Raw genomic sequence first — 21,095 nt, 5'->3', positions numbered from 1 at the left:
AAAAAAGTACTTATTGTTACTCCAAATTATAATTAATCATTGAATAAATGAATAAGAAACTATATTCCATATTATTCTTTGTTCCCCTCATTGTTTCTTTATTGGCAATGACGGTGGTGACAGGATGCTCTGATGATGACGAGCCGCTACAATCCACTTATGGATATGTGCAGTTTAAGTTATTAAAGAGTGCATCCATGGACAAAGGTACGACAACTCGTGCAGTGACCGATAAGCTAGATAAGCTAAGCGATGCACAGAAAGTGAAAGTTGTCATGCAATACAATGGTTCAACTATTACTCAGACTTTGTTACTGGATTCATACAATGCAGAAAATGCAGAATTCGGATTGCGTAGTGATAAGTTGAAGTTGCTCACAGGAACCTATACTATCATTGGTTATTATTTGTATGATAAGTTGGATAATGTATTATATGCCGGACCTGCCGGAAAGGATAATGTATTTACGATTATTGCTGACGGTTTGCATACTCAAAAGTTGAGTGTAGATGCAGTGTCACGAGGTATGGTCACATTTAAATTGGTGAAGGACTTTGTGAAAACTCGCGCGGCTGAGGATGAAGCATATCCATTGAGCAATATTTTATCAATTGATATCACAGTGAAGAACCTTTTCACTCAAGAGCTGACTACGATAGAAAAGATTCGGGTAAAATATGTAGAAGACTTTACCGATGAGCCTGCCGACGGATATGGCGACAGAAACCAGGAAACGTCTTATGCAGAGTGCGACACAGTGGCATGGCTGAAAGCAGGTACGTACCAAATAAGCAGTTACAAAACCTATTCGGATGAAAAGGCTAATAATTCATTGGAGGTGGCAACTGTACAGACTTCCAAGTCGTTTGTCGTGAAAGATAATGAAGTGACAAAGGACGCGGAAGTACCTATCCGTCTTGACGAAACAGCCGAATATATTAAAGATTATATAGCACTGAAAGCTATTTGGGAAAAGATGGGCGGTCCGTCATGGAAGTATTATGGGGAATCCGCACCGATGGGAGTTAATTGGAATTTCAATAAGGATATTGACATGTGGGGTAACCAGCCCGGTGTGCAGTTGTTGGAGAATGGTCGCGTAGCTCTAATATCGCTTGCCGGATTTGGCGCTGAGGGCGTTGTGCCCGATGAAATTGGACAATTCACTGAATTGAGAATTTTATCATTAGGAACACATGATGAAAAGCTCGGTGGACACTTGTTCGACAACTATTCCGTCAACATGAGCGACGAACAACGTAAGGCTATGCGAATGGATTATGATACGAAATTTCTTTCTAGGGATGCTCGGGAAGATTTGTCTACTATTCTACGCAAAGGAATTAACGATAATCCGAAAATGAGTCCCATCAAGAGCAGTCGTATTTCTACGAAAGATGTGCAGTTTGGTGCTTTGACGAATAAAATTACTGGCGTATCTAAAGCTATCATGAGGCTGACGAAATTGGAACAATTCTTTATATCTAATTCACCTGTCAGAAGTGATGGACTCTTTGTGAATGTGAAACCTGATTCGCCTTACTATGAGGAACAGGAGGAATGGAATTGGAAGAATATGGCAACTTTGACGGATATAGAAATCTACAATTGTCCTCACTTGGAAAAACTGCCTGTAGATATGTTGAAGCAGTTGCCTGAATTGGTCTCACTCAATATTGCTCATAATCCGAGTATAGATGGAGACCAATTGAAAAGTGATTGGGAAGCGCTGCTTGGAGAAGATTCACAGTGTGCAGATAAGATTCAGCTTCTTTATATGGGATATAATAAGCTTAAAGAATTTCCTGAATATGGTCTTCTGAAGAAAATGAAAAAATTAACACTTTTGGATTGTACTAACAATGAAATTGAAATATTACATCCTTTTGGCAAGGAAGTCAAACTCATGAAAGTGTATCTGGATAATAATAAAATAAAAGAAATCCCGGGTGTTGAGGATGGCAATGGATTGAAATATTTCTTCGGCTGGAATGATGTGGAAACTTTAAGTTGCACAAACAATCAGTTGACGGAAGTGCCGAATATTTTCAATGCTAAGTCCGATTACGTGATGGGGACAGTAGACTTCTCTAACAATCTGATAGATAAATTTGAGGATGGTGAGAATCATCGGGGTATCAATGCTTCTACTGTAAATTTGCACCATAACAAATTTACGATATTCCCTAAACTTTTGTTTGAGAAAGAATCACCGATGCAAACACTGAACCTTTCCGCCAACGGTATGACAACCATTCCTAAAGGGGCACTGAAGGGAAAGACGTCTTTGGAGTATCTCACTAGCCTTGACCTGACTTATAATAAGTTAAGTTCGCTGACAGATGATTTTTATGTGATTAATATGCCGATATTGTACGGATTGGATTTAAGCTATAATAGATTCTCCAAATTCCCTTCTCAACCGCTGTCTATCAATTATCTGGTAGTGTTCGGCATTAGCCACCAACGGGATGATAACGGTAATAGAACACTGCGTGAATGGCCTACGGGACTTTATAAAAATCCGAGTCTTAAGGTCTTTTATATCGGTTCAAATGATTTACGTAAAATTGATGATACCATTTCGTCGACTATCGTGTTGTTTGAAATCAAGGATAATCCGAATATTTCGATTGACATGAGCGGGATATGTCCGTATATTAGAGCTGGACAATATACGTTGATTTATGATAAGTCGCAGGACATCCGCGGTTGTGATGCGCTTGATTTGGATAAATAAACAAAATAGAATAAAAATCAATGAAATATTTAGTAAAGATAGCATTAGGATTATTCGTTTACATGGCTGCTGTGGCATCGTGTAAAGATGATGACGATAGTGGTATTACCGGATTCTCGATAGATAAGGAAGATATCACGATGGGTGCTGACGGTGGCAAGGATATAGTAACCGTCTCATCGGGAGGCGAATGGGCTGTCAGTGCGTCGGAACCTTGGGTGAACATTTCTCCTGCTAATGGTTTCGGTGCTACTGAGTGTACGGTTTCTATCGATTCGACCTTAATTAACGGAATGCGTAAAGCAGAAATACGTTTTATACCTCAGGGGCAGGCGCCATGTGTGATGACGGTGCATCAAACTGGTTATGGCAAGATGATTTATATAGAAAAGCCTGATGTGGAAATCAAAGCATCAGATACTTATGACAATCGCCATTTTGATGTGATCGTAACCACAAATGTTGCGTTCAAAATGAATACGGAATATGATGTTATTCCAGAAAAAGAGTGGCTCACTTTGCCTGAAGATCCCACTGTTGATTTAGATCGTGGCTCTCGTCCGCGTACAACTAAAATCCGTGTTGAATGGACGATGAATCCGGATTTTGACATTCGTACAGCTAAAATTCATTTCACACCTAAAAGCACCGAAGATAAACTGGAACAGCCTGCTGTGTTGACGATCTCTCAGAAAGCTTCACCGAGGATTGAGGACAATCGCTCGGGCGACTCATTGACGTTGCTCACTATCAGAGAACGCTTGGAAATAGGTAACAACTGGAATCCGGGTGAGAACATGAGATATTGGGACAATGTAGTATTGTGGGAAGAAGGTGATGAAGGACTTCCGAAGGGCGAAAATGTAGTGGGACGTGTACGTTCTGTGTCTTTTAATATGATTAATACCAAAGAATCAGTTCCGCAAGAAGTGCACTACCTGACGTATGTGGAAAGCTTGACTTTCTTTGGCAACTCTAATACGGCAACTAAGAGCATTACGTTGGAAGATGATGTGTGCGGTTTAGAGTATTTGAAATCTTTGACTGTAAGTGCTTACGGATTGTCTGCAATTTCGGATAATCTTGTCCTATTAGGTGATCGGCTTGAGACGTTGGATTTAAGTAGTAACAACTTCAATTCGGTGCCTTCTATTATTACGAAGGAGAATTTCCCGAAACTGAAGTCACTCAACTTAATAGGTAATAGAAGATCGGTTATTTCTGATCTTAGAAATGCGAAAGATCCCGTCAAATACCCGGATGGTATCGGTTTGTTCTTTAATACCAAAGATGATAATACACTTCGTAGATTGTTTATGTGGGATAATTTGGAAGAGTTAAGGTTGTCCTACAACTTTATAGAAGGAACATTGCCTGATTTTGAAATAGGAGTGGACGGAGTGACCGGTTACTCACAGGCCGATGTAGAAGCATTTGGCGGTGATACTATACAGTATTTGGTAAATGAGGGCGCCCATATTCCTAAGATACTTCCGAAAATGAGAAAACTTAGTGTCAACTTGAATTTCTTTACCGGTAATCTGCCTGAGTGGGTGTTGTATCATCCTCATTTGATAGAATGGGATCCGGAGGTATTGATTTATAACCAGATGGAAAAAGGGTTAAATTCAGAAGGAAAAATGGTAAGGTTTGATAACGAGCCGACTAATTTCGACAAGTATTTTGAAGCCTTCCCTAAATTCAAGGAAAAATATGAACTCAAAGACTAGAATATGAAGAAAATATATATATATATAATGACAACGTTTGCACTGTTGGCAGGAGCTTGCAGTGACAACGACTTAAACGATGATGCTCCGGTAGTTCCCGTCACTCCGGATATAGTGATACCGGAAGGGGCTGCCGAAGGGGAATTATTGGTTAAGTTTGTCCCCGAAATGACTGAGATTCTCGACCATACGATGAAAATACGTGCGGTGGGAGCCTCTACCCGGTCGGGTATTCCGTCAACGGACGAGGTGCTTTCTATTTTAGGAGCGTATGACTTCGAACGCGTTTTTCCTGTCAATTCGCGCACCGAAGAAAAGAGCCGTGAAGCCGGATTGCATCTTTGGTATTTGGTGCGTTTTGATAAGGGCACAGATTTGAAAGAAGCTATGGGAAAACTGTCTAAATTGGGCGAAATTTCGAAACTTCAAATAAATCCTACCATTCAGCGGGCATATAATCCTAAAAAGAAACCAGTTCCGGTATCGGAAGCTGCTCTGAATAAGATGAAAACGCGTGCGGCAGATAACGGTTTTAAGTTCAATGATGAGCTATTACCGCATCAGTGGGGATATATAAACCGAGGAGATTATAGCTTTGTAACTGAGAAAGCTCCTGCTATTGTGGGGTCCGACGTTAATTGTGAAGAAGCGTGGGAACTGTGTACGGGTGATCCGGAAATCATTGTTGCCGTGCTTGACGAAGGTGTTATGTGGAAGCATCCTGATTTGGAGGCTAATATGTGGGTGAACGAAAGCGAGGTATTGGGTTCGGACGATGATGCGGACAAGAATGGTTATAAGGGTGACCGTTATGGTTACAACTTCGTAAAAAATAGCGGGATCATCAGTTGGCAAGCAGCCGAAGATACTGGTCACGGCACTCATGTGGCGGGAACGATAGCTGCCGTGAATCATAATGGTATAGGAGTCAGCGGCATTGCCGGAGGAAATGGAACCAAACCGGGAGTGAGGATTATGTCCTGTCAGGTTTTCGATGGTAATTCCCAGGTAAAGATGGTGAATGAGGCGAGAGCTATTAAGTATGCAGCCGATAACGGTGCCGTAATCCTTCAATGCAGTTGGGGATATAACTCCGCTTATTCCAATCCGTTGCAAGGATATGTACCCGGGCCTGCCACTGACGAAGAGTGGTCAAAGACTTATCCATTGGAAAAAGAGGCACTGGATTACTTTATCCATAATGCAGGTTCTCCTAACGGGGTGATTGAGGGCGGATTGGCCATCTTTGCTTCAGGCAATGAATACTCATATATGTCTTCCTATCCGGCAGCTTATGAGGGATGCCTTTCGGTAGCTTCTATTGCAGCTGACTATACGCCGTCATCATTCAGCAATTATGGGATGGAAGTGGATTTCTGTGCTCCTGGTGGTGATAGCGAATATCATTGTGTTCCGGGTGAAGATACTGATGGTAATAATGTGAACATTGATCAGGGAATGATCCTCTCTACTTTAGTGGTGGAAGGCAAAGCAGCCTACGGTTACAATGAGGGTACGTCTATGGCTTGCCCGCATGTGTCGGGAGTGGCTGCACTCGGTTTGTCGTATGCTTTGCAACAACGTCGCCACTTCAAGGTGCAGGAGTTTATAAACTTGATGAAACAAACGGCGAGAGAGGTGGATTCCTATTATAAAGGTTATAAGACCTATTATTATTTGCATAATTCTCCGGGCTGGTCGGCAACAAGAATGGACCTTTCTTCTTATAGGGGCAAAATGGGTAAACTGGTTGATGCTGGTGCATTATTGCATGCTATTGCCGGAAGCGGGTCGGATATGAAAATGCCCAATCTGTATGTCGGAATCGATAAAATCGTAAAAATAGACTTGGCACGTTATTTCCTGAATGGAGAAAATCTAATATACGAATGCGAGATTAGCGATACGTCGAAGGCAACTGTTACCCTTGAAGGTACTATACTGAAAGTGAAAGGAGTTGTTGCGGGTATGACAAGCGCTACGATGAGAACAAGCGACGGAAAGGAACAATCCTTCACCATTACTGTCCGCAAAAATGCGAATGATAGTGGTTGGATGTAATAGTTTGATAGATGAAGAATAGGCAATGGAGATATTATTTGCTTTATTGGCTGATGGTCTTTTTCCCTGCCCACTACCTTGGGGCGCAGGGAATAGCCTATCAGTCTGTAGAAGTTGATTCGTTGATTAATCCTCCTTTACTGAAAGAGGGAGGAGAGATGTTCAGTTTCGATTCTCTCCGTATACATATTGGCAGTATATACGATACCGATGCGCCCCGAACCTACACATTTCCGTTTCGCAATGTCAGTGGCAAGAATGTACGGATCACGAAGATAACCACTTCGTGTGGATGTACAGCAGCAGCGTTCAGTTTGGGAACACTTGCTCCGGGAATGGAAAGTATGGTTACATTGGTGTATAATCCTAAAAATCGCATCGGAACTGTAGAAACATATGCGTTTGTGTATACGGATATTTCAGAAAAACATCCGGTAGCGCGTCTGATGTTGATAGGTGAGGTTGTCTGTTCCGATGAATGGAGATATCTTCCTTCTACAATGGGAACCTTGCGTATGAAACGCAAACAAATTGTCTTTTCGGAAATGACCTCTAATGTTTGCCCTTCTGAACGCATTTTATGTGCTAACATCGGGAAGAAACCTTTGAAGCTTTCTGCGCAGATGCTTCCTCCATACGCTGTTTTTCAAACAGAACCGGAAGTTATACCGCCAGGGCAGGAGGCAGACATCGTGATAACCGTAGATGGTAGTAAATTGCCTGACAACTTAGGTAATGGGCTGCAGTTCAATTTTATTGTTGAAGGGGTCGACGCACCATTGACAGATCGCTTGGTCAGAGTAACTATCAAACGTTTACAATAATATTTTTGATTAACATTTAAAAAAAACTATAATATGAGAATTCTTTTCAGAATAATACCATTATGCATGCTTTTGTTTAGCTTTATGGCTTGTGATGACGATGAAGAAGTAAAAGTGGAAACGCTGGAAGTAACTCCCGCCAATCTGAATGGTACTTGGCGGTTAGTAGAGTGGAATGGAGAGCCTATGGCTGATGGTACTTATTGTTATATAACTTTTGTCCGTAGAGATAAAACTTTTGAGATGTACCAGAAATTCGATAGTATGTATGCTCGTTTTCTTAGCGGGATATTCGAGATAGAGAAAGATACTTATTTGGGATATATTATTAGCGGTAAATATAATAACAGCTTGGGCGGTCGTTGGAACAATTCGTATATCGTAACAGAACTTTTGCCAGCAGGAACTATGATTTGGACGGTGAAAGATGATGCAGGAGATGTGTCTAAATATGTTCGTTGTGACGGAGTTCCTTCTAAAATTGTAGAAGAAGCTAGAGATGATATAGATAATTAAAATTTAACTTATTGAAAGAAAAAGAGGATTCACTTCATTTATTGAAAATGTTGTGAATCCTCTTTTTTTACGCTTTGAAGAACCTTCTTTGCTGAATGCAGCATTTAATTGTGCATTCATATCAAACATTTTTAATTCTTTTTCGCTCATAATATCCTTTTTGTTGATTCATCTAAAATATTGAAAAAATCTTTATAGTAGTTTTCGTATGCTATTATGTTTCTGTGTATGTAGCGAAGATGATAGAAGTTTACTAGTTGAGCATTATGAATAAATAATTTATCTCTTCACCTAATTATAATTAGCCATGTCATAAAAAAAGTCATGAATTATTTGGAAATAAAATAAAGCCTTCTTATCTTTGCATTGGATTTATAATTGTAATGAATACAACTTTGAAAAGAAAGGAAGATAATGAAACCATACGATCGATTATTAGAGCATAATATCAAGCCTTCCATGCAACGCATCGCTATCATGGAATATTTGATGGAGCATCCGATTCATCCGTCGGCTGATGATATTTACACAGCATTGTCTCCTTCAATGCCGACACTTTCAAAGACAACGGTTTATAATACTTTGAAATTGTTTTCCGAACAGGGAGCGGCATTAATGCTTACGATTGACGAAAAGAATACAAACTTTGATGCGGATACTTCTGTACATTCCCATTTCCTTTGCAAACGTTGCGGACATATTTATGACTTGGAATGTCCGGAAGCGATTAAACAAGTGGAAAATTTGGAAATGGATGGTCATCAGGTATCGGAAGTTCATTATTATTATAAAGGTATTTGCAAGAATTGCTTAAGTAAAGATAAAGAAACACGTATTGACTAATTAATTTAAAATTGAGAAGAAAATGAAGAAATTTAGATGTACTGTATGCGGTTACGTTCATGAAGGTGACGCAGCTCCTGAGAAATGTCCATTGTGTAAAGCTCCTGCCAGCAAGTTCGTAGAAGTTGTTGAAGTAGAAGGTGGCGCATTGTCTTTTGCTGACGAACACGTTATCGGTGTTGCAAAAGGTTGTGACGAAGAAATGATTAAGGATCTGAACAATCACTTCATGGGAGAATGTACTGAAGTTGGTATGTATTTGGCCATGAGCCGTCAGGCAGACCGCGAAGGTTATCCTGAAGTAGCTGAAGCTTTCAAACGTTACGCTTGGGAAGAAGCTGAACATGCTGCTAAGTTTGCAGAACTGTTGGGTGACTGCGTATGGGATACTAAAACTAACCTGCAGAAACGTAAAGACGCTGAACAAGGTGCATGTGAAGACAAAAAACGCATTGCAACTCGTGCTAAAGCTCTGAACCTGGATGCTATCCATGACACTGTACACGAAATGTGCAAAGACGAAGCTCGTCACGGTAAAGGTTTTGAAGGATTATACAACCGTTATTTCGGTGATAAGAAATAATTAAGCCTAATAAACTCTTAAAAGGTCTGTATTCCACAACGAATACAGACCTTTTTTATTTATATTTGTCTATCAATTTTTAAATACCACAGTTATGAGAAAAGTACAACTATTATTAGTTTGTTTAATGCTTTCAGCGGCTGCTTTTGCTGCTGACAAAGTGATTAAATTGCCGAAGCCTAATTTAAACCGTACCGGTGCGGTGATGAAGGCATTGTCTGAACGACATTCAACTCGCGAGTATGCTTCTAAATCATTGAGTCTGTCGGATCTGTCTGATTTGTTATGGGCTGCTAATGGGATAAACCGTAAGGAATCCGGAATGAGAACAGCTCCGTCGGCGTTGAATAAGCAGGATGTGGATGTATATGTAGTATTACCTGAAGGAAGTTATCTGTATGATGCTAAAAATCATCAGTTGACTCTGGTTGCTGAAGGAGATCATCGTGGAGCAGTAGCCGGTGGACAGGCATTTGTGAAAACAGCTCCGGTGTCTTTGGTGTTAATCAGTGATCTTTCCAGATTTGGAGATGCGAAGAGTGCACGCAGCCAGTTGATGGGGGCTATGGATTCCGGCATCGTTTCTCAAAATATTTCAATATTCTGTTCCGCTGCTAACATAGCAACAGTGCCACGCGCTTCGATGGACAATGAACAATTGAAGAAAGTTTTGAAATTGAAAGATAGCCAAATGCCAATGATGAATCATCCTGTGGGATACTTCAAATAAGGATTGGCAAGATATACAAAAGAGTGACGGTATCCCGCAAGGATACCGTCACTCTTTTCCTATTATAGCGTTACTATCCCGACCGGATAGCGTCACTATATTTTCTTCTTTACTTCAAGAGAAATTCATCAATCGCTTTTTTGTAAGTTGCCTTGTCAGCAGCTCCACGGAAAAGCTGTGGATCTCCTTTCATGGGAATGAATACAAACAATGGAATACTTGTTGCATTAAATAAAGCTGCCAGTTCTTTTTGTTTATCTACATTGACTTTGTAGATGACAATTTTTCCGGCATATTCCTTTGCCAATTCTTTCATGATAGGAGCTGTTTGGCGACATGGTCCGCACCAATCTGCATATAAGTCGATGATGGCGGGCTTATTACCTTTATAATTCCACTCCTTTGATTTCTCATAATCGAAGACGTCTTTCAGAAACATATCTTTGTCCATTACGACGACTTCACCGTTACCTGTTACCTCTTTTTTACCTTGATTAGTTTCCCTACTGTCATTGAATGCGTATACAATTACACTTGCCATGACGAGGGCTACCATTACTAATACTTTCTTCATTCGTTATTATTATCTTTTTATGTATAATGCTTCTCGATAACCCCTTGTAGTTCGCTACTATGGATTACGCCGGAATGTCTCCAGACAGCCTCTCCATTCTTGAACAGTATAAAGGTTGGTACAGCTTGTATGCGATATTTAGTAGCCAGGTCTTCATGCTGGTCAACGTCTATCTTTGCAATACGTGCTTTATCTCCCACAATAAGTTTTAGTTCTTCTAAAACCGGTTTCATTGCTTTGCAAGGTCCACACCATTCTGCAAAGAAATCAACTAAAACGGGCACTGGTGACTGTATTAAATCTTCAAATTTTTCCATAATCTTTTCTTTCTTAGAGTTAAAAAGCAGTCTTTGAAGACCGCAAATATAATTTCTATTTTATTATATAACGAGAAAAAGCTGATTTTGTTCATGAAATAGTAATCATAGAGTCATCATCTTGTAATGTGAAAGAGGGAACTTTGCGTATCTAAAAATAATGGAACTATGAAATTTTTATTTATTGTTCAAGGTGAGGGGAGAGGGCATTTTACACAGGCAATCACTCTCGAAGAAATGTTATTGCGCAATGGGCATGAAGTAGTGGAAGTCTTAGTCGGGAAAAGCTCGACACGTACTTTGCCGGGATTTTTCAATCGGAGTATTCATGCACCGGTGAAGCGATTCATTAGTCCGAACTTTCTGCCTACGACAGATAATAAACGGGCGAACCTGACGAAAAGCTTTGCATACAATTTATTAAGATTACCGGAGTATCTTCGTAGCATGTATTATATAAATCAGCGGATCAGGGAGACAGGGGCGGAAGTTGTCATCAACTTCTACGAGCTTTTAACCGGACTTACCTATGCACTCTTCCGTCCCTCCGTTCCGTATATTTGTGTTGGGCATCAGTATCTGTTTTTACATCGTGATTTCGAGTCTCCGGATAAAAATTCGTGCCAGTTATGGATGCTGCGTTTCTTTACCCGGATGACCGCTCTAAGATCTTCGAAGAAACTGGCTTTGTCTTTCCTGGAAATGGAACAGGATGATATGAATCAAATAGTGACCGTTCCTCCATTGATTCGTCAGGAAGTGACCGCTATCCGTCCGGAAAAGGGTGATTATATTCATGGATATATGGTTAATTCCGGGTTTGCTGATAGCGTGGAGAGTTTTCATGCGAAACATCCGGAAGTTCCTTTAACTTTTTTCTGGGATAGATCGGATGCTGAAGAGGTGACACGGATTGACGAAACATTGAGTTTCCATCAAATAGATGATGTGAAGTTTCTTAATGCTATGGCGGGTTGTAAGGCTTATGCCAGTACGGCAGGCTTCGAGTCTATTTGCGAAGCAATGTATCTTGGAAAACCTGTATTAATGGTTCCAGCACATATTGAACAAGACTGCAATGCCTATGATGCAATGAAAGCGGGGGCAGGAATAATCAGTGATTCCTTTGATTTGCAGCCGTTGCTTCGTTTTGCAGGAGAATATACTCCGAACCGTCATTTCGTTTATTGGGTTCGTAGCTGTGAACGTCGGATGATCCGTGAACTGGAGAAACTGGCAGCTTCACATTCAGAAATAACTTCAATACCAACATTCACTAATTATTTACCAATATGAAACTAAACAGAACGGATTATGTGCTTGAACGCGCATCAGATGGTGGCTACTATGCCTGGTTGACTGTAAATATGCAATGTAATGCTTATGGGGAATCTCCTGAAGAAGCAGTTCAGAATTTACAGAATATAATGAATGAGATGATTGACGAGATGTATATGGTGGAAGAGTTTATATAAATTGAAAATAGAGAATTAAAAATTGAGAAATATAATGCCAGATGGCATAACTTTTATTTCTCAATTTTTAATTCTCAACTCTCAACTTACTCAATGCTAAGTTCGTCGATGATATGAGAGGCTCCTGCGTATTTATCGATGATAAACAAGGTATAGCGGATGTCAACACAAGCGGCTCGCTGCGATGAAGGACGGAAAGCAATGTCTCCTGTTAAGCCTTCAAAGTTGCGGTCGAAAGCAGTTCCAACCAACTGACCTTTGCTGTTAAATACCGGACTACCGGAGTTTCCTCCTGTATTGTCGGTGTTTACGATAAAGCAGACAGGCATTTCACCGTTTTTGCCATAACGTCCATAATCCTGGGATTTATATAACTCTTTTAGCTTTTGAGGCACTACGAATTCCCAGTTTCCCTGATCTTCTTTTTCCATCACACCTTTGAGGGTGGTATGAGCATCATATACCACACCGTCAGCCGGTTCATAAGAAAGCACCTGGCCGTATGTCAATCGTAAAGTAGAGTTCGCATCCGGATAAATCGGCGTTCCTTTTTCCTGTCTCATGTCCATCATGCCTTTCACCCATACTTTATGAGCTGCGTCATAGTTCTGATTGGCTTCTTTCATGGCAATGGCTGTTTTCAGAATTCCGTCGGTAACAGAATATTTGAATAATACCATCCAGTCATATCCTATTTTATACAAACTTGGTTTCTTGATAAACTTCTCAAAGTTTTTAGGATTGCCGAAAATGGAATGTTCGAAACAGGCATCAACGAAGGCGTCAATACTTCCCTTGAAACGAGAATTGATGATTTCGAAGATGTTGATTCGTTGTTCTGCAGGAATGTAGTTGGCATAAGTCTTCAGCATTTCTTTCGCTACCATCCGTTCCACGTCGGGGAAAGGGACAGAAGCAAAATACTTATCACCTTCTTTCTTCAGTTTTAGTTTTGCTTCTTTTATCTGTTCTTTATCTTTCGATTTCAGAGCGGTAACCAATTCTGTCGTGGAAGGGATACGCATAAAATCAAGGGCGGTGACCAATGCTTCATTGATAGCCTGCTGATGATATAGCGCATCGCGTCGGTGAGATACAATAGAGCGAATCTCATCAAAGGCTTTCTGATACGAATCATCTCCCTTTTCACGGCCGCGGGCTAATAGTTCTTCTTGCTGTGCACGTTTGGTATCCAGTACATTGAGGCGTATCAGTCCTTCATTCATGCCGATTGCATTTTTCCAATAATTGGCCGAAGAAGCATATTTGCTTGCATAATGAATACGCACTGCCGGATCTTTCAGCATTTGCTCCATAAGTACTTTCTGACGGGCTCCGCGTACATGCTGGCGCATGAAATTGGTCGTTTGCATCCGTTCTTCCACTTCGTCGGCAATCATATACCGCCAGTTACGTCCGGGGAATCCCATGACAAAGGTGAAATCTCCTTCCTGAACTCCGGCGAGGCTGATCTTCAGATGTTTTTTCACTTGCAGAGGAACGTTGTCTTTAGAATATTCTGCCGGTTTTCCATTCTTGTCCGCGTAAATACGGAAGAGAGAAAAGTCGCCTGTGTGACGAGGCCACATCCAGTTGTCGGTATCAGCTCCGAATTTACCGATGGAAGAAGGAGGAGCCCCTACCATACGAATATCACTGTATACTGTTTTGATGAACAGATAATATTTGTTTCCTCCATAAAAAGCCTTGAGCTCCAACTTTGTTGCAGGAGTTATTTCTATATTCTCGGCTTTGGCAAAACGTTCTGCTACGTTGCCAAGATAACTTGGAGATAGATAATTAACACCATCCGGGTCCGGATCTTTTTTCAGTTGTTCGTTGACGTAATCCGTCACATCGAGAATCCGGTCGATAAAAGTGACGGTCAATCCCGGAGTAGGGAGTTCCGCATCACGGTTCATAGCCCAGAAACCATCTGTCAGATAGTCATGTTCTACATTACTATGTTGCTGGATAGCTCCATAACCACAGTGATGGTTAGTCAGTACCAGTCCTTCGGAAGAGATAACTTCTCCCGTACATCCTCCTCCGAAGTGTACAACAGCGTCTTTTAGAGAAAGACCATTTGCGTTGTATACTTCCTCTATCGGAATTTCGAGGCCAAGTTCGCGCATGGAAACTGCGTTCTGGGTTTTCAGATCGGTTAGCATCCACATGCCTTCGTCGGCGTGGATGCTAAGAGTGGCCAGTGAAAATAGGACAAATAGGATTTGTTTTCTCATTTATTCTACGATTGTCATTTCATTGATTAGGTGTCCGCAGTTTCCTAACTTTTCCAGAATGAACAGGACATAACGGATATCCAGGTTAATACAACGTTGTAGGTTGTTGTCGAAATTGATGTCACCGCTTAATGATTCCCAGTTGCCATCAAAAGCACAACCGATCAGTTCTCCGTTTTCATTCAATACCGGGCTGCCGGAGTTACCACCGGTGATGTCGTTGGTCGACAGGAAGCAGACAGGCATATCACCATTTGGCAAAGCATAACGGCCATAATCTTTCTTTTCAATCAGTTCTTTCAGTTTGGCAGGTACAACGAATTCACGGTCTTCCGGATTTTCTTTTTCAAGAATACCTTTAGTGGTCGTATAGTAGTTGTAGTGTACGCCGTCTTTCGGATCATAAGGTTTCACGTTACCATAGGTCAGACGAATGGTGAAGTTTGCATCCGGATAAGAAGGTACAGGCAACTTCATTTCACCTAGACCACGGATATAAGTTTTGTGCAGCAAAGCTAGTTCCCGATCCATATCCTTGAGTTGGGAAGCCAGTGTATCCATTAAGTCGTATTTAGACTGGCAGTATTGCAGTGCCAGATCATTGTCAATCGCTTTCACTGAAGGCTTCTTTGTAAACTTCTCGAAGTTTGCCCGGTTGGCAAAAATAGAGTTGTCATACATATCATCAACGAATTTGTTATAATCGCCTTTATATTTCTGCTCAATAACCTTATAAATAGAAGGACGTTGGTTTGCCGGAATCATTTCAGCATATAAGGGGAACAAGGCTTTCGCTACCTTGCGGTCTACTTCATGATCGTAATCTTTGTTATGGATGCTTTCGTAAGTGCTTTCCAAGGCTTTCATGCGTGCTTCGATTACAGAATCGTTTTTCTCAAGCAATGCTTCGCGTGTTTTAGTCAACATCACATTGCCAAATTCGATAGCTCCGAAGAAAGTCTCTCTCAAACAGGTGTACTGATAGTTGAGAGGAGTTGTCTTAGCTACCAGGTCATCAATGTTCTTCACTACCGCTGCATATTCAGCATTGTTTTGTGCTTTTGCAAACTCTGCGAATTTGGCTTCTTGTGCAGCTTTTGTTCCCAATACATCATTATCGATGATGGCCTTATTCATGCCGATGGAGTTTTTCCAATAGTTGCTGGAACCCGCATACTTGTTAGCATATTGAATACGGATTTTGTCACTGGCATTCATTACCTCTTTCAGGACAGCCAAACGTGCACCACGAATACGGATACGTGGATCGTTTTCCGATTCCATACGTTCTTTTACTTCTGATACGGTCAGGTAGCGGCTCGTACTTCCGGGGGATCCCATAATCATTGCATAATCTCCTTCTTTCAATCCTTTGATAGAGATAGACAAATGTTTCTTGGTTTTCAGTGGGACGTTACTCTCGCTGTATTCTGCAGGTTCACCATTTGCATCTGCATAAATACGGAACATGGAAAAGTCACCGGTATGACGCGGCCACATCCAGTTGTCTGTTTCACCACCAAACTTACCGATAGAAGAGGGTGGAGCGGCTACCATACGTACATCCGGATATATTTTCTTATAGAAAAGATAGAATTTATTTCCGGCATAGAACGGAAGAGCTTGCGGAACAATTCCCTTTTTGTCTGCCAGGTCACTTTTAAAATAAAGATCATGAGCCAGCTTTTGAAGGAATATATTGCTGAATGATTCGGATTCGGTGATTTCTTTCGCCGCGATCTTGGCATTGACAATATCCGTAATATCTTCGATACGTTCGATAAATGTGAATTGCAATCCCGGAGTAGGGAGTTCTTTGTCTCTGGAAGTAGCCCAGAAACCATCAGTCAGATAATCGTGCTCAACACTACTATGTTGCTGGATGGAGGCGTAGCCACAATGGTGATTGGTCAGAATCAAACCTTCGGGTGAGATAATTTCTCCGGTACATCCGCCTCCGAATATACCTACGGCATCTTTAAGAGAAATTCCATTCGGATTATATAGGTCCTGTGCTTCCAGTTTTAATCCTTGTTTTTTCATCATGTCTATGGAGTGTTGCTGTTGCATCAGTTGCAATAGCCACATACCCTCATCCGCTTTAACGGAACATACAAAAAGCGCAGCCAGCGCTAATAGATAAAGTCTTAGTCTGTTCATTATTTAATGATAAAATTAAAATATATGATTGGTTAGTATTCAATTTTCAAATCTCCGTTCTTCAGTGCTTCCATGATATTAGCAGGCGGACGTTGATTCATCAGTTCGTTTTTCATAAAGTCCATATAAGGAGCTACATGCTTAAAGAACTGGTAATAGCCTTTGCATAAGTAATTCAATCCCGGTTCGCCTTCTGCCGTTTGGCTGAAACGATTTTTCGGGCATTCTCCGTTGCAGGCAAACAGGAACTCACATTCCTTGCATTGAGTAGGGAGAGACTGATATTTCATGTTCCCGAAATTGTGCTGACGCTCGCTATGCATCATTTCCACCAGAGTTTTACTATAAATGTTACCTAATTTATATTCGGGAAATACAAAATGGTCGCACGAATAAACATCTCCGTTGAATTCCATCACACCGGCATGACCGCAGGTCTTTGCCATTGTGCATATACCAGGCTGTTCGCCCATCCAGTTCGCCAGAGTCGAATCGAATATTTGTACATAGTACTTGCCTACATCTTCTTTCACCCATTCGTCGAAAAGAGCACAAAGGAAGTTGCCCCATTGCTCCGGAGTGATCGAAAAATCGGCAAGAGTTCCGGCTTTATTTTCTGCAAGAGAAGCGAGGTGACGACCGTCCTCATGTGAGAGAATACGTTCAACGATAGGAGCGAACTGGATATACTGACAACCGATTTCTTTGAAGAAACGATAAAAGTCTAGTGGATAGTCGGCATTGAAGTCATTAATAACTGCCATCGCATTCCATTCCACCCCATGTTTTTTCAAAAGATTGATGCCTTGCATCACTTTCACAAAAGAGGGTTTTCCCATTTTATTTTTGCGATACTCGTCATGAAACTCCTGGGGACCATCGATAGAGACTCCTACCAGCCAATTATTTTCACGGAAGAACTCGCACCATTCGTCGGTGAGCATGGTTCCGTTGGTTTGGATGCAGTTGTCGATCGTTCGTCCTCGGGCATACTTTTTTTGTAGTTCCATCGCCTTTTTATAGAAGGAGAGCGGTCGCATCAGCGTTTCTCCTCCGTGCCAGGTGAAAAGCACCTGCGGCATGGTTTGTGAGTTAATGTACTCGTCGATAAACTTTTCCAGAAGTTCATCGCTCATTACGTGTTTCAGATTGTCTTTGTATAGGTTGGCCTTTTCCAAATAGTAGCAATAATCGCATGCTAGATTACATACGGCACCTACAGGCTTTACCATTACATAAAGCGGTTTGGCAAAAGGGGCAAATGTTGATGTTTTCATGACCGCAAAATTAGATAAACTAAATGAAAAAAATAGCCTTATACCTATGTTTATAAGGATTATTAAAGAAAAGAGTCTTACAAGATTTAAATATTGATAAAATGTTTCTTTGAATTCTGAATCAGTTGTACCTTTGTACCCAGAATTTAATGAATAGATGAACGTGAATAAAATTTTGCCTTTTTTGCTTTTGCTTCCGTTTTTGGCTTCCTGCACCAGTAAGTACAAGATTGAAGGAACCTCTTCAGTGAATAGTCTGGATGGAAAGATGTTGTATCTTAAGTCCCTTCGTGATGGAGAGTGGGTGAAGCTGGATTCAGCTGAAGTAGTGCATGGTCTGTTCTCAATGAAAGGGAAAATAGATTCCGTACAGATGGTGACACTTTATATGGATGAAGAAAGCATTATGCCGATTGTGTTGGAAAGTGGGAAGATAACTGTTACCATTAGCAATACGGACCTCAAGGCAGTCGGAACATCTTTAAATAATGCACTGTACGAGTTTATCAGCAAAAGAAACCAATTGGAAGAAAGCATTGGTGAACTGGAGCAGAAGGAAACCCGTATGGTACTGGATGGAGGCGATCTGGATGAGATTCACGGTCAGTTGGTGGTGGAAGGAGACTCACTGATGAAAGCGATGAATCAGTATGTGAAAACGTTCATCTCCGATAATTACGAAAATGTGCTGGGACCCAGTGTGTTTATGATGCTCTGCAGCTCTTTGCCCTATCCCATTATGACTCCGCAGATTGATGATATAATCAAGGATGCTCCTTATTCTTTTAAAGACAATAAGCTGGTTAGAGAGTTCCTGTCTAAAGCAAGAGAAAACATGAAGTTGATAGAAGAACATCAACGATTGGAACAAAATGCTTCAACAAATAAGTAATACTTGAGTTTTTTGTGTATTTTTGCACAAAACTCAAGTAAAGTGAAAACGACTACTGTTTCGGTATACGCCGCTTTCTTTTTTATTTTAGTCTTATCAGTTTCTTGTCATAGAGATTCGGAGGCCCCTGATGCGGCATTCCAGAGGATTGAAATGTGCATGGAATCTCTTCCGGATACAGCTCTGTATCTATTAAAGTCAATACCTCATACTGAAAAATTGCGTGGAAAGTTGCAGGCGGATTATGCACTTTTATTGACGCAGGCGATGGATCAGAACTATGTGAAGTTTACTTCTGACTCATTGATTGCACTGGCGCTGAATTACTATACTGTAGAGCGTGGTGACTCTGTTACGCGTGCTAAAGCGCAGTATTATTATGGAAGAGTGCTGCGTGAATTGGGCAAAGATGAAGAGGCTTTGACGTTTTTATCTTCGGCAAAAGGAAATGTTCGGGAATATTCAATGTTGTAAGATGTTTGCAATGGCTACTGATGAGATAGGGATGATTAACCGGAAAAAGAAATTGTATCAGGAGTCGTTGAAGAATTTTCGGGAGTCATATACGATCTATGAAGAGTTGAAAGATTCTTTGAGTCTTGTCAGAGCCGGGCAAAATATAGGCCGGGCTTATTTGTTTCAGAATAAATGGGATAGCTGCTATTTCTATTATACTTACGCTTTAGAACTAGCCAGGGAAAAGCAATATCCGTCTGAAGTTTCCATTTTACATGAGTTGGGGATACTGTACCGTTCCATGGGAGAACTGAAAAAGTCAGAACGCTATTTTCTTGCTGCTTATGAAAAAGAAACGGATGAAGAAAGGAAATACGTGGAGTGTATGTCTCTCGGCTATTTGTATATACAGATGGGCGATGCAGAGAATGCCCGGAAATATTTTAAGATGAGTATCTATTCTTCTAAAGAATATACCCGTATTGACGCATATAACAATTTATACTTTCTTGAAAAAGATATTGATAATTTTGAAGAAGCGATTATCTACCATGAAAAAGCGGACTCTATCGTGAATGTATTGGATGAAGTCGATTCGCAGGAGTTGATAACAGAACTGCAAAAGCAGTACGAGAACGAGAAACTCCGGAATGATAATCTACAACTGAAAGTGGACCGTACAGTTTTTATATTTTGCGGTACGGTTATTTTCCTGATTGTGGCCTTCTATATGTGTTATTACTACTACAAAAGTAAAAATCACAGGAAGAAGATTGCCGAAATCGAATCCCAGATTAGAGATAATGAAGAGGAGATAAAGCGATACCAGCAGGAGATGGAAGAAATCCAGGAGTTGAAAGATCAAGTACTGGAAGAGAACCGCATACTGGAAGAAAATCGAATGAAGGTAGGCGAGTTGAATGGAAAGATTGTACTTCTAAGTATGCAGAACAAAACCTTATCGGGACTGTTGAAAGAACTGGGAGGAGAATTAACTGTCGGACCCTCTTCTGAACAGTACATATCCGCTTTTCGTCTGCTGCTTGCTATCAAAGAGGGAACATTAAGAGGTAAATTGTCTAATGGAGAACGCTATAAATTGTTTAGCCTGTTTGATTTACTCTATTCTAATTACGTTACCCGGTTGCTTGACAAAACTCCTTTATTAACTAAACATGATCTTGAGATCTGTTGCTTTCTTAAATTTGGACTGACCAATGAAGAACTGGCGCGTATTTTTCAGACCTCTTCCGATTCTGTTACCAAAGCAAAAGGAAGGCTGAAAGGTCGATTAGGCATTTCTCCACAAGAAGATTTGAATGTGTTTTTAAGGGATTTTTGATAAATAAAAAATGAATTGTCCGGGTCATTAATAGAACGCTAATCTGTATTTGATTGAAATGCAAGTGTTTACGAAAAATCAGGCGCACTGATTTTGTCCGGGTGACTTTTTTTGTGTTTTCGGATGCATGCTGTACTTTTGACACAACAAAAACCAAATAGCTATATGAAAAATCCTAATGAATTATCTGCCGCCTCTTCTTTGAGAGGTGACGAATTGCAGTTAATAGAACAAAAAGCCAGCATTGTTGTCGGAATAGCAAATTCTCGCACCAGGTTACGGATAGGAATTCTATTAAGTAAATATTCAGAGTATCAGGTGGATTATATAT

Annotated in this window: 19 protein-coding genes; 13 read left to right on the top strand and 6 right to left on the bottom strand. The window is 40.7% G+C overall.

Annotated features, from left to right (window positions below):
• Positions 1 to 47: 47 nt before the first annotated feature.
• From BSCG_RS23305 to BSCG_RS23325, 5 genes are read left to right on the top strand one after another with little or no spacing between them, the layout of a single operon-like run.
• Positions 48 to 2,741: a DUF4458 domain-containing protein gene (locus BSCG_RS23305; RefSeq protein WP_004312041.1), complete on the top strand. Its 2,694-nt coding sequence runs from the start codon at positions 48 to 50 to the stop codon at positions 2,739 to 2,741.
• A gap of 20 nt (positions 2,742 to 2,761) precedes the next feature.
• Positions 2,762 to 4,471 (top strand): hypothetical protein, encoded by a 1,710-nt coding sequence (locus BSCG_RS23310; RefSeq protein ID WP_004312040.1) that lies wholly within the window; start codon positions 2,762 to 2,764, stop codon positions 4,469 to 4,471.
• A 3-nt stretch (positions 4,472 to 4,474) separates the two neighbouring features.
• Positions 4,475 to 6,532, top strand: coding sequence for a S8 family serine peptidase (locus tag BSCG_RS23315; RefSeq protein WP_004312039.1), 2,058 nt, complete (start codon positions 4,475 to 4,477; stop codon positions 6,530 to 6,532).
• An 11-nt stretch (positions 6,533 to 6,543) separates the two neighbouring features.
• The gene (locus BSCG_RS23320; RefSeq protein ID WP_004315959.1) at positions 6,544 to 7,356 is read left to right on the top strand and encodes a DUF1573 domain-containing protein; all 813 of its coding nucleotides are present in this window, start codon (positions 6,544 to 6,546) and stop codon (positions 7,354 to 7,356) included.
• A gap of 33 nt (positions 7,357 to 7,389) precedes the next feature.
• Positions 7,390 to 7,872, top strand: a complete 483-nt coding sequence (locus tag BSCG_RS23325) for a lipocalin family protein (protein WP_008770893.1) — start codon at positions 7,390 to 7,392, stop codon at positions 7,870 to 7,872.
• 3 nt (positions 7,873 to 7,875) lie between these two features.
• Here BSCG_RS23325 and BSCG_RS29870 read toward each other — a convergent pair whose 3' ends face one another.
• On the bottom strand, positions 7,876 to 8,022 hold the full coding sequence (locus BSCG_RS29870) for a hypothetical protein (RefSeq protein ID WP_008018500.1): 147 nt from the start codon (positions 8,020 to 8,022) through the stop codon (positions 7,876 to 7,878).
• Between the two features lie 264 nt (positions 8,023 to 8,286).
• Here BSCG_RS29870 and BSCG_RS23330 point away from each other — a divergent pair, with 264 nt between their 5' ends.
• The 3 genes from BSCG_RS23330 to BSCG_RS23340 all read left to right on the top strand — a co-directional run bounded on the left by BSCG_RS23330 (position 8,287) and on the right by BSCG_RS23340 (position 10,028).
• Positions 8,287 to 8,715, top strand: a complete 429-nt coding sequence (locus tag BSCG_RS23330; RefSeq protein ID WP_004312036.1) for a Fur family transcriptional regulator — start codon at positions 8,287 to 8,289, stop codon at positions 8,713 to 8,715.
• A 22-nt stretch (positions 8,716 to 8,737) separates the two neighbouring features.
• The gene (locus BSCG_RS23335; protein ID WP_004297333.1) at positions 8,738 to 9,298 is read left to right on the top strand and encodes an NADH peroxidase; all 561 of its coding nucleotides are present in this window, start codon (positions 8,738 to 8,740) and stop codon (positions 9,296 to 9,298) included.
• 94 nt (positions 9,299 to 9,392) lie between these two features.
• Positions 9,393 to 10,028: a SagB/ThcOx family dehydrogenase gene (locus BSCG_RS23340; protein WP_004312035.1), complete on the top strand. Its 636-nt coding sequence runs from the start codon at positions 9,393 to 9,395 to the stop codon at positions 10,026 to 10,028.
• Between the two features lie 109 nt (positions 10,029 to 10,137).
• Here the strand turns inward: BSCG_RS23340 and BSCG_RS23345 are convergent, their stop codons facing one another.
• Positions 10,138 to 10,602, bottom strand: coding sequence for a thioredoxin domain-containing protein (locus tag BSCG_RS23345; RefSeq protein ID WP_004297335.1), 465 nt, complete (start codon positions 10,600 to 10,602; stop codon positions 10,138 to 10,140).
• Positions 10,603 to 10,619: 17 nt separating this feature from the next.
• Positions 10,620 to 10,919, bottom strand: a complete 300-nt coding sequence (trxA, locus tag BSCG_RS23350) for a thioredoxin (RefSeq protein ID WP_004306008.1) — start codon at positions 10,917 to 10,919, stop codon at positions 10,620 to 10,622.
• A gap of 168 nt (positions 10,920 to 11,087) precedes the next feature.
• Between trxA and BSCG_RS23355 the strand changes: the two genes are divergently transcribed.
• Both BSCG_RS23355 and BSCG_RS23360 read left to right on the top strand, forming a co-directional pair.
• On the top strand, positions 11,088 to 12,215 hold the full coding sequence (locus tag BSCG_RS23355; RefSeq protein WP_004312034.1) for a glycosyltransferase family protein: 1,128 nt from the start codon (positions 11,088 to 11,090) through the stop codon (positions 12,213 to 12,215).
• Positions 12,212 to 12,394 carry a type II toxin-antitoxin system HicB family antitoxin gene (locus BSCG_RS23360; protein ID WP_004297339.1) on the top strand — a complete coding sequence of 61 codons (183 nt, stop codon included), beginning with the start codon at positions 12,212 to 12,214 and terminating at the stop codon, positions 12,392 to 12,394. Before BSCG_RS23355 ends, BSCG_RS23360 begins: the two co-directional genes overlap by 4 nt.
• An 86-nt stretch (positions 12,395 to 12,480) precedes the next feature.
• Here BSCG_RS23360 and BSCG_RS23365 read toward each other — a convergent pair whose 3' ends face one another.
• Genes BSCG_RS23365 through BSCG_RS23375 form a run of 3 tightly spaced genes read right to left on the bottom strand, consistent with a single transcriptional unit; the run spans position 12,481 to position 18,074 of the window.
• Complete coding sequence (locus BSCG_RS23365; protein WP_032849314.1) at positions 12,481 to 14,637, bottom strand: S46 family peptidase; 2,157 nt, start codon at positions 14,635 to 14,637, stop codon at positions 12,481 to 12,483.
• Complete coding sequence (locus BSCG_RS23370) at positions 14,638 to 16,797, bottom strand: S46 family peptidase (RefSeq protein WP_008774911.1); 2,160 nt, start codon at positions 16,795 to 16,797, stop codon at positions 14,638 to 14,640.
• 32 nt (positions 16,798 to 16,829) lie between these two features.
• Complete coding sequence (locus tag BSCG_RS23375; RefSeq protein ID WP_004297342.1) at positions 16,830 to 18,074, bottom strand: anaerobic sulfatase-maturation protein; 1,245 nt, start codon at positions 18,072 to 18,074, stop codon at positions 16,830 to 16,832.
• A 157-nt stretch (positions 18,075 to 18,231) separates the two neighbouring features.
• On the opposite strand from BSCG_RS23375, the gene BSCG_RS23380 reads away from it, so the two are divergent.
• From BSCG_RS23380 to BSCG_RS0127200, 3 genes are read left to right on the top strand one after another with little or no spacing between them, the layout of a single operon-like run.
• Positions 18,232 to 18,966, top strand: coding sequence for a DUF4369 domain-containing protein (locus BSCG_RS23380; protein WP_004306014.1), 735 nt, complete (start codon positions 18,232 to 18,234; stop codon positions 18,964 to 18,966).
• 42 nt (positions 18,967 to 19,008) lie between these two features.
• Positions 19,009 to 19,440, top strand: a complete 432-nt coding sequence (locus BSCG_RS0127205) for a hypothetical protein (RefSeq protein ID WP_004297346.1) — start codon at positions 19,009 to 19,011, stop codon at positions 19,438 to 19,440.
• A complete protein-coding gene (locus tag BSCG_RS0127200; protein WP_004297347.1) occupies positions 19,415 to 20,764 on the top strand; it encodes a hypothetical protein in 1,350 nt (449 codons plus the stop codon). Before BSCG_RS0127205 ends, BSCG_RS0127200 begins: the two co-directional genes overlap by 26 nt.
• Positions 20,765 to 21,095 lie beyond the last annotated feature (331 nt).

Origin of the sequence: Bacteroides sp. 2_2_4 (assembly GCF_000157055.1) — a bacterium.
In the GTDB taxonomy this organism is placed as follows: domain Bacteria; phylum Bacteroidota; class Bacteroidia; order Bacteroidales; family Bacteroidaceae; genus Bacteroides; species Bacteroides ovatus.
The sequence above is the reverse complement of the archived record's forward strand: the minus strand, read 5'-3'. Positions and strand labels throughout refer to the sequence as shown.

Bases quoted from the DNA above. Each gene is read 5' to 3' on its own strand.
- BSCG_RS29870 (WP_008018500.1), bottom strand. From the start codon at position 8,022: ATGAGCGAAAAAGAATTAAAAATGTTTGATATGAATGCACAATTAAAT.
- BSCG_RS23305 (WP_004312041.1), top strand. From the start codon at position 48: ATGAATAAGAAACTATATTCCATATTATTCTTTGTTCCCCTCATTGTT.
- BSCG_RS23325 (WP_008770893.1), top strand. From the start codon at position 7,390: ATGAGAATTCTTTTCAGAATAATACCATTATGCATGCTTTTGTTTAGC.
- BSCG_RS23315 (WP_004312039.1), top strand. From the start codon at position 4,475: ATGAAGAAAATATATATATATATAATGACAACGTTTGCACTGTTGGCA.
- BSCG_RS23365 (WP_032849314.1), bottom strand. From the start codon at position 14,637: ATGAGAAAACAAATCCTATTTGTCCTATTTTCACTGGCCACTCTTAGC.
- BSCG_RS23355 (WP_004312034.1), top strand. From the start codon at position 11,088: ATGAAATTTTTATTTATTGTTCAAGGTGAGGGGAGAGGGCATTTTACA.
- BSCG_RS23370 (WP_008774911.1), bottom strand. From the start codon at position 16,797: ATGAACAGACTAAGACTTTATCTATTAGCGCTGGCTGCGCTTTTTGTA.
- trxA (WP_004306008.1), bottom strand. From the start codon at position 10,919: ATGGAAAAATTTGAAGATTTAATACAGTCACCAGTGCCCGTTTTAGTT.
- BSCG_RS23340 (WP_004312035.1), top strand. From the start codon at position 9,393: ATGAGAAAAGTACAACTATTATTAGTTTGTTTAATGCTTTCAGCGGCT.
- BSCG_RS23360 (WP_004297339.1), top strand. From the start codon at position 12,212: ATGAAACTAAACAGAACGGATTATGTGCTTGAACGCGCATCAGATGGT.
- BSCG_RS23310 (WP_004312040.1), top strand. From the start codon at position 2,762: ATGAAATATTTAGTAAAGATAGCATTAGGATTATTCGTTTACATGGCT.
- BSCG_RS0127200 (WP_004297347.1), top strand. From the start codon at position 19,415: ATGTTCGGGAATATTCAATGTTGTAAGATGTTTGCAATGGCTACTGAT.
- BSCG_RS23335 (WP_004297333.1), top strand. From the start codon at position 8,738: ATGAAGAAATTTAGATGTACTGTATGCGGTTACGTTCATGAAGGTGAC.
- BSCG_RS23330 (WP_004312036.1), top strand. From the start codon at position 8,287: ATGAAACCATACGATCGATTATTAGAGCATAATATCAAGCCTTCCATG.
- BSCG_RS23320 (WP_004315959.1), top strand. From the start codon at position 6,544: ATGAAGAATAGGCAATGGAGATATTATTTGCTTTATTGGCTGATGGTC.
- BSCG_RS23375 (WP_004297342.1), bottom strand. From the start codon at position 18,074: ATGAAAACATCAACATTTGCCCCTTTTGCCAAACCGCTTTATGTAATG.
- BSCG_RS23345 (WP_004297335.1), bottom strand. From the start codon at position 10,602: ATGAAGAAAGTATTAGTAATGGTAGCCCTCGTCATGGCAAGTGTAATT.
- BSCG_RS23380 (WP_004306014.1), top strand. From the start codon at position 18,232: ATGAACGTGAATAAAATTTTGCCTTTTTTGCTTTTGCTTCCGTTTTTG.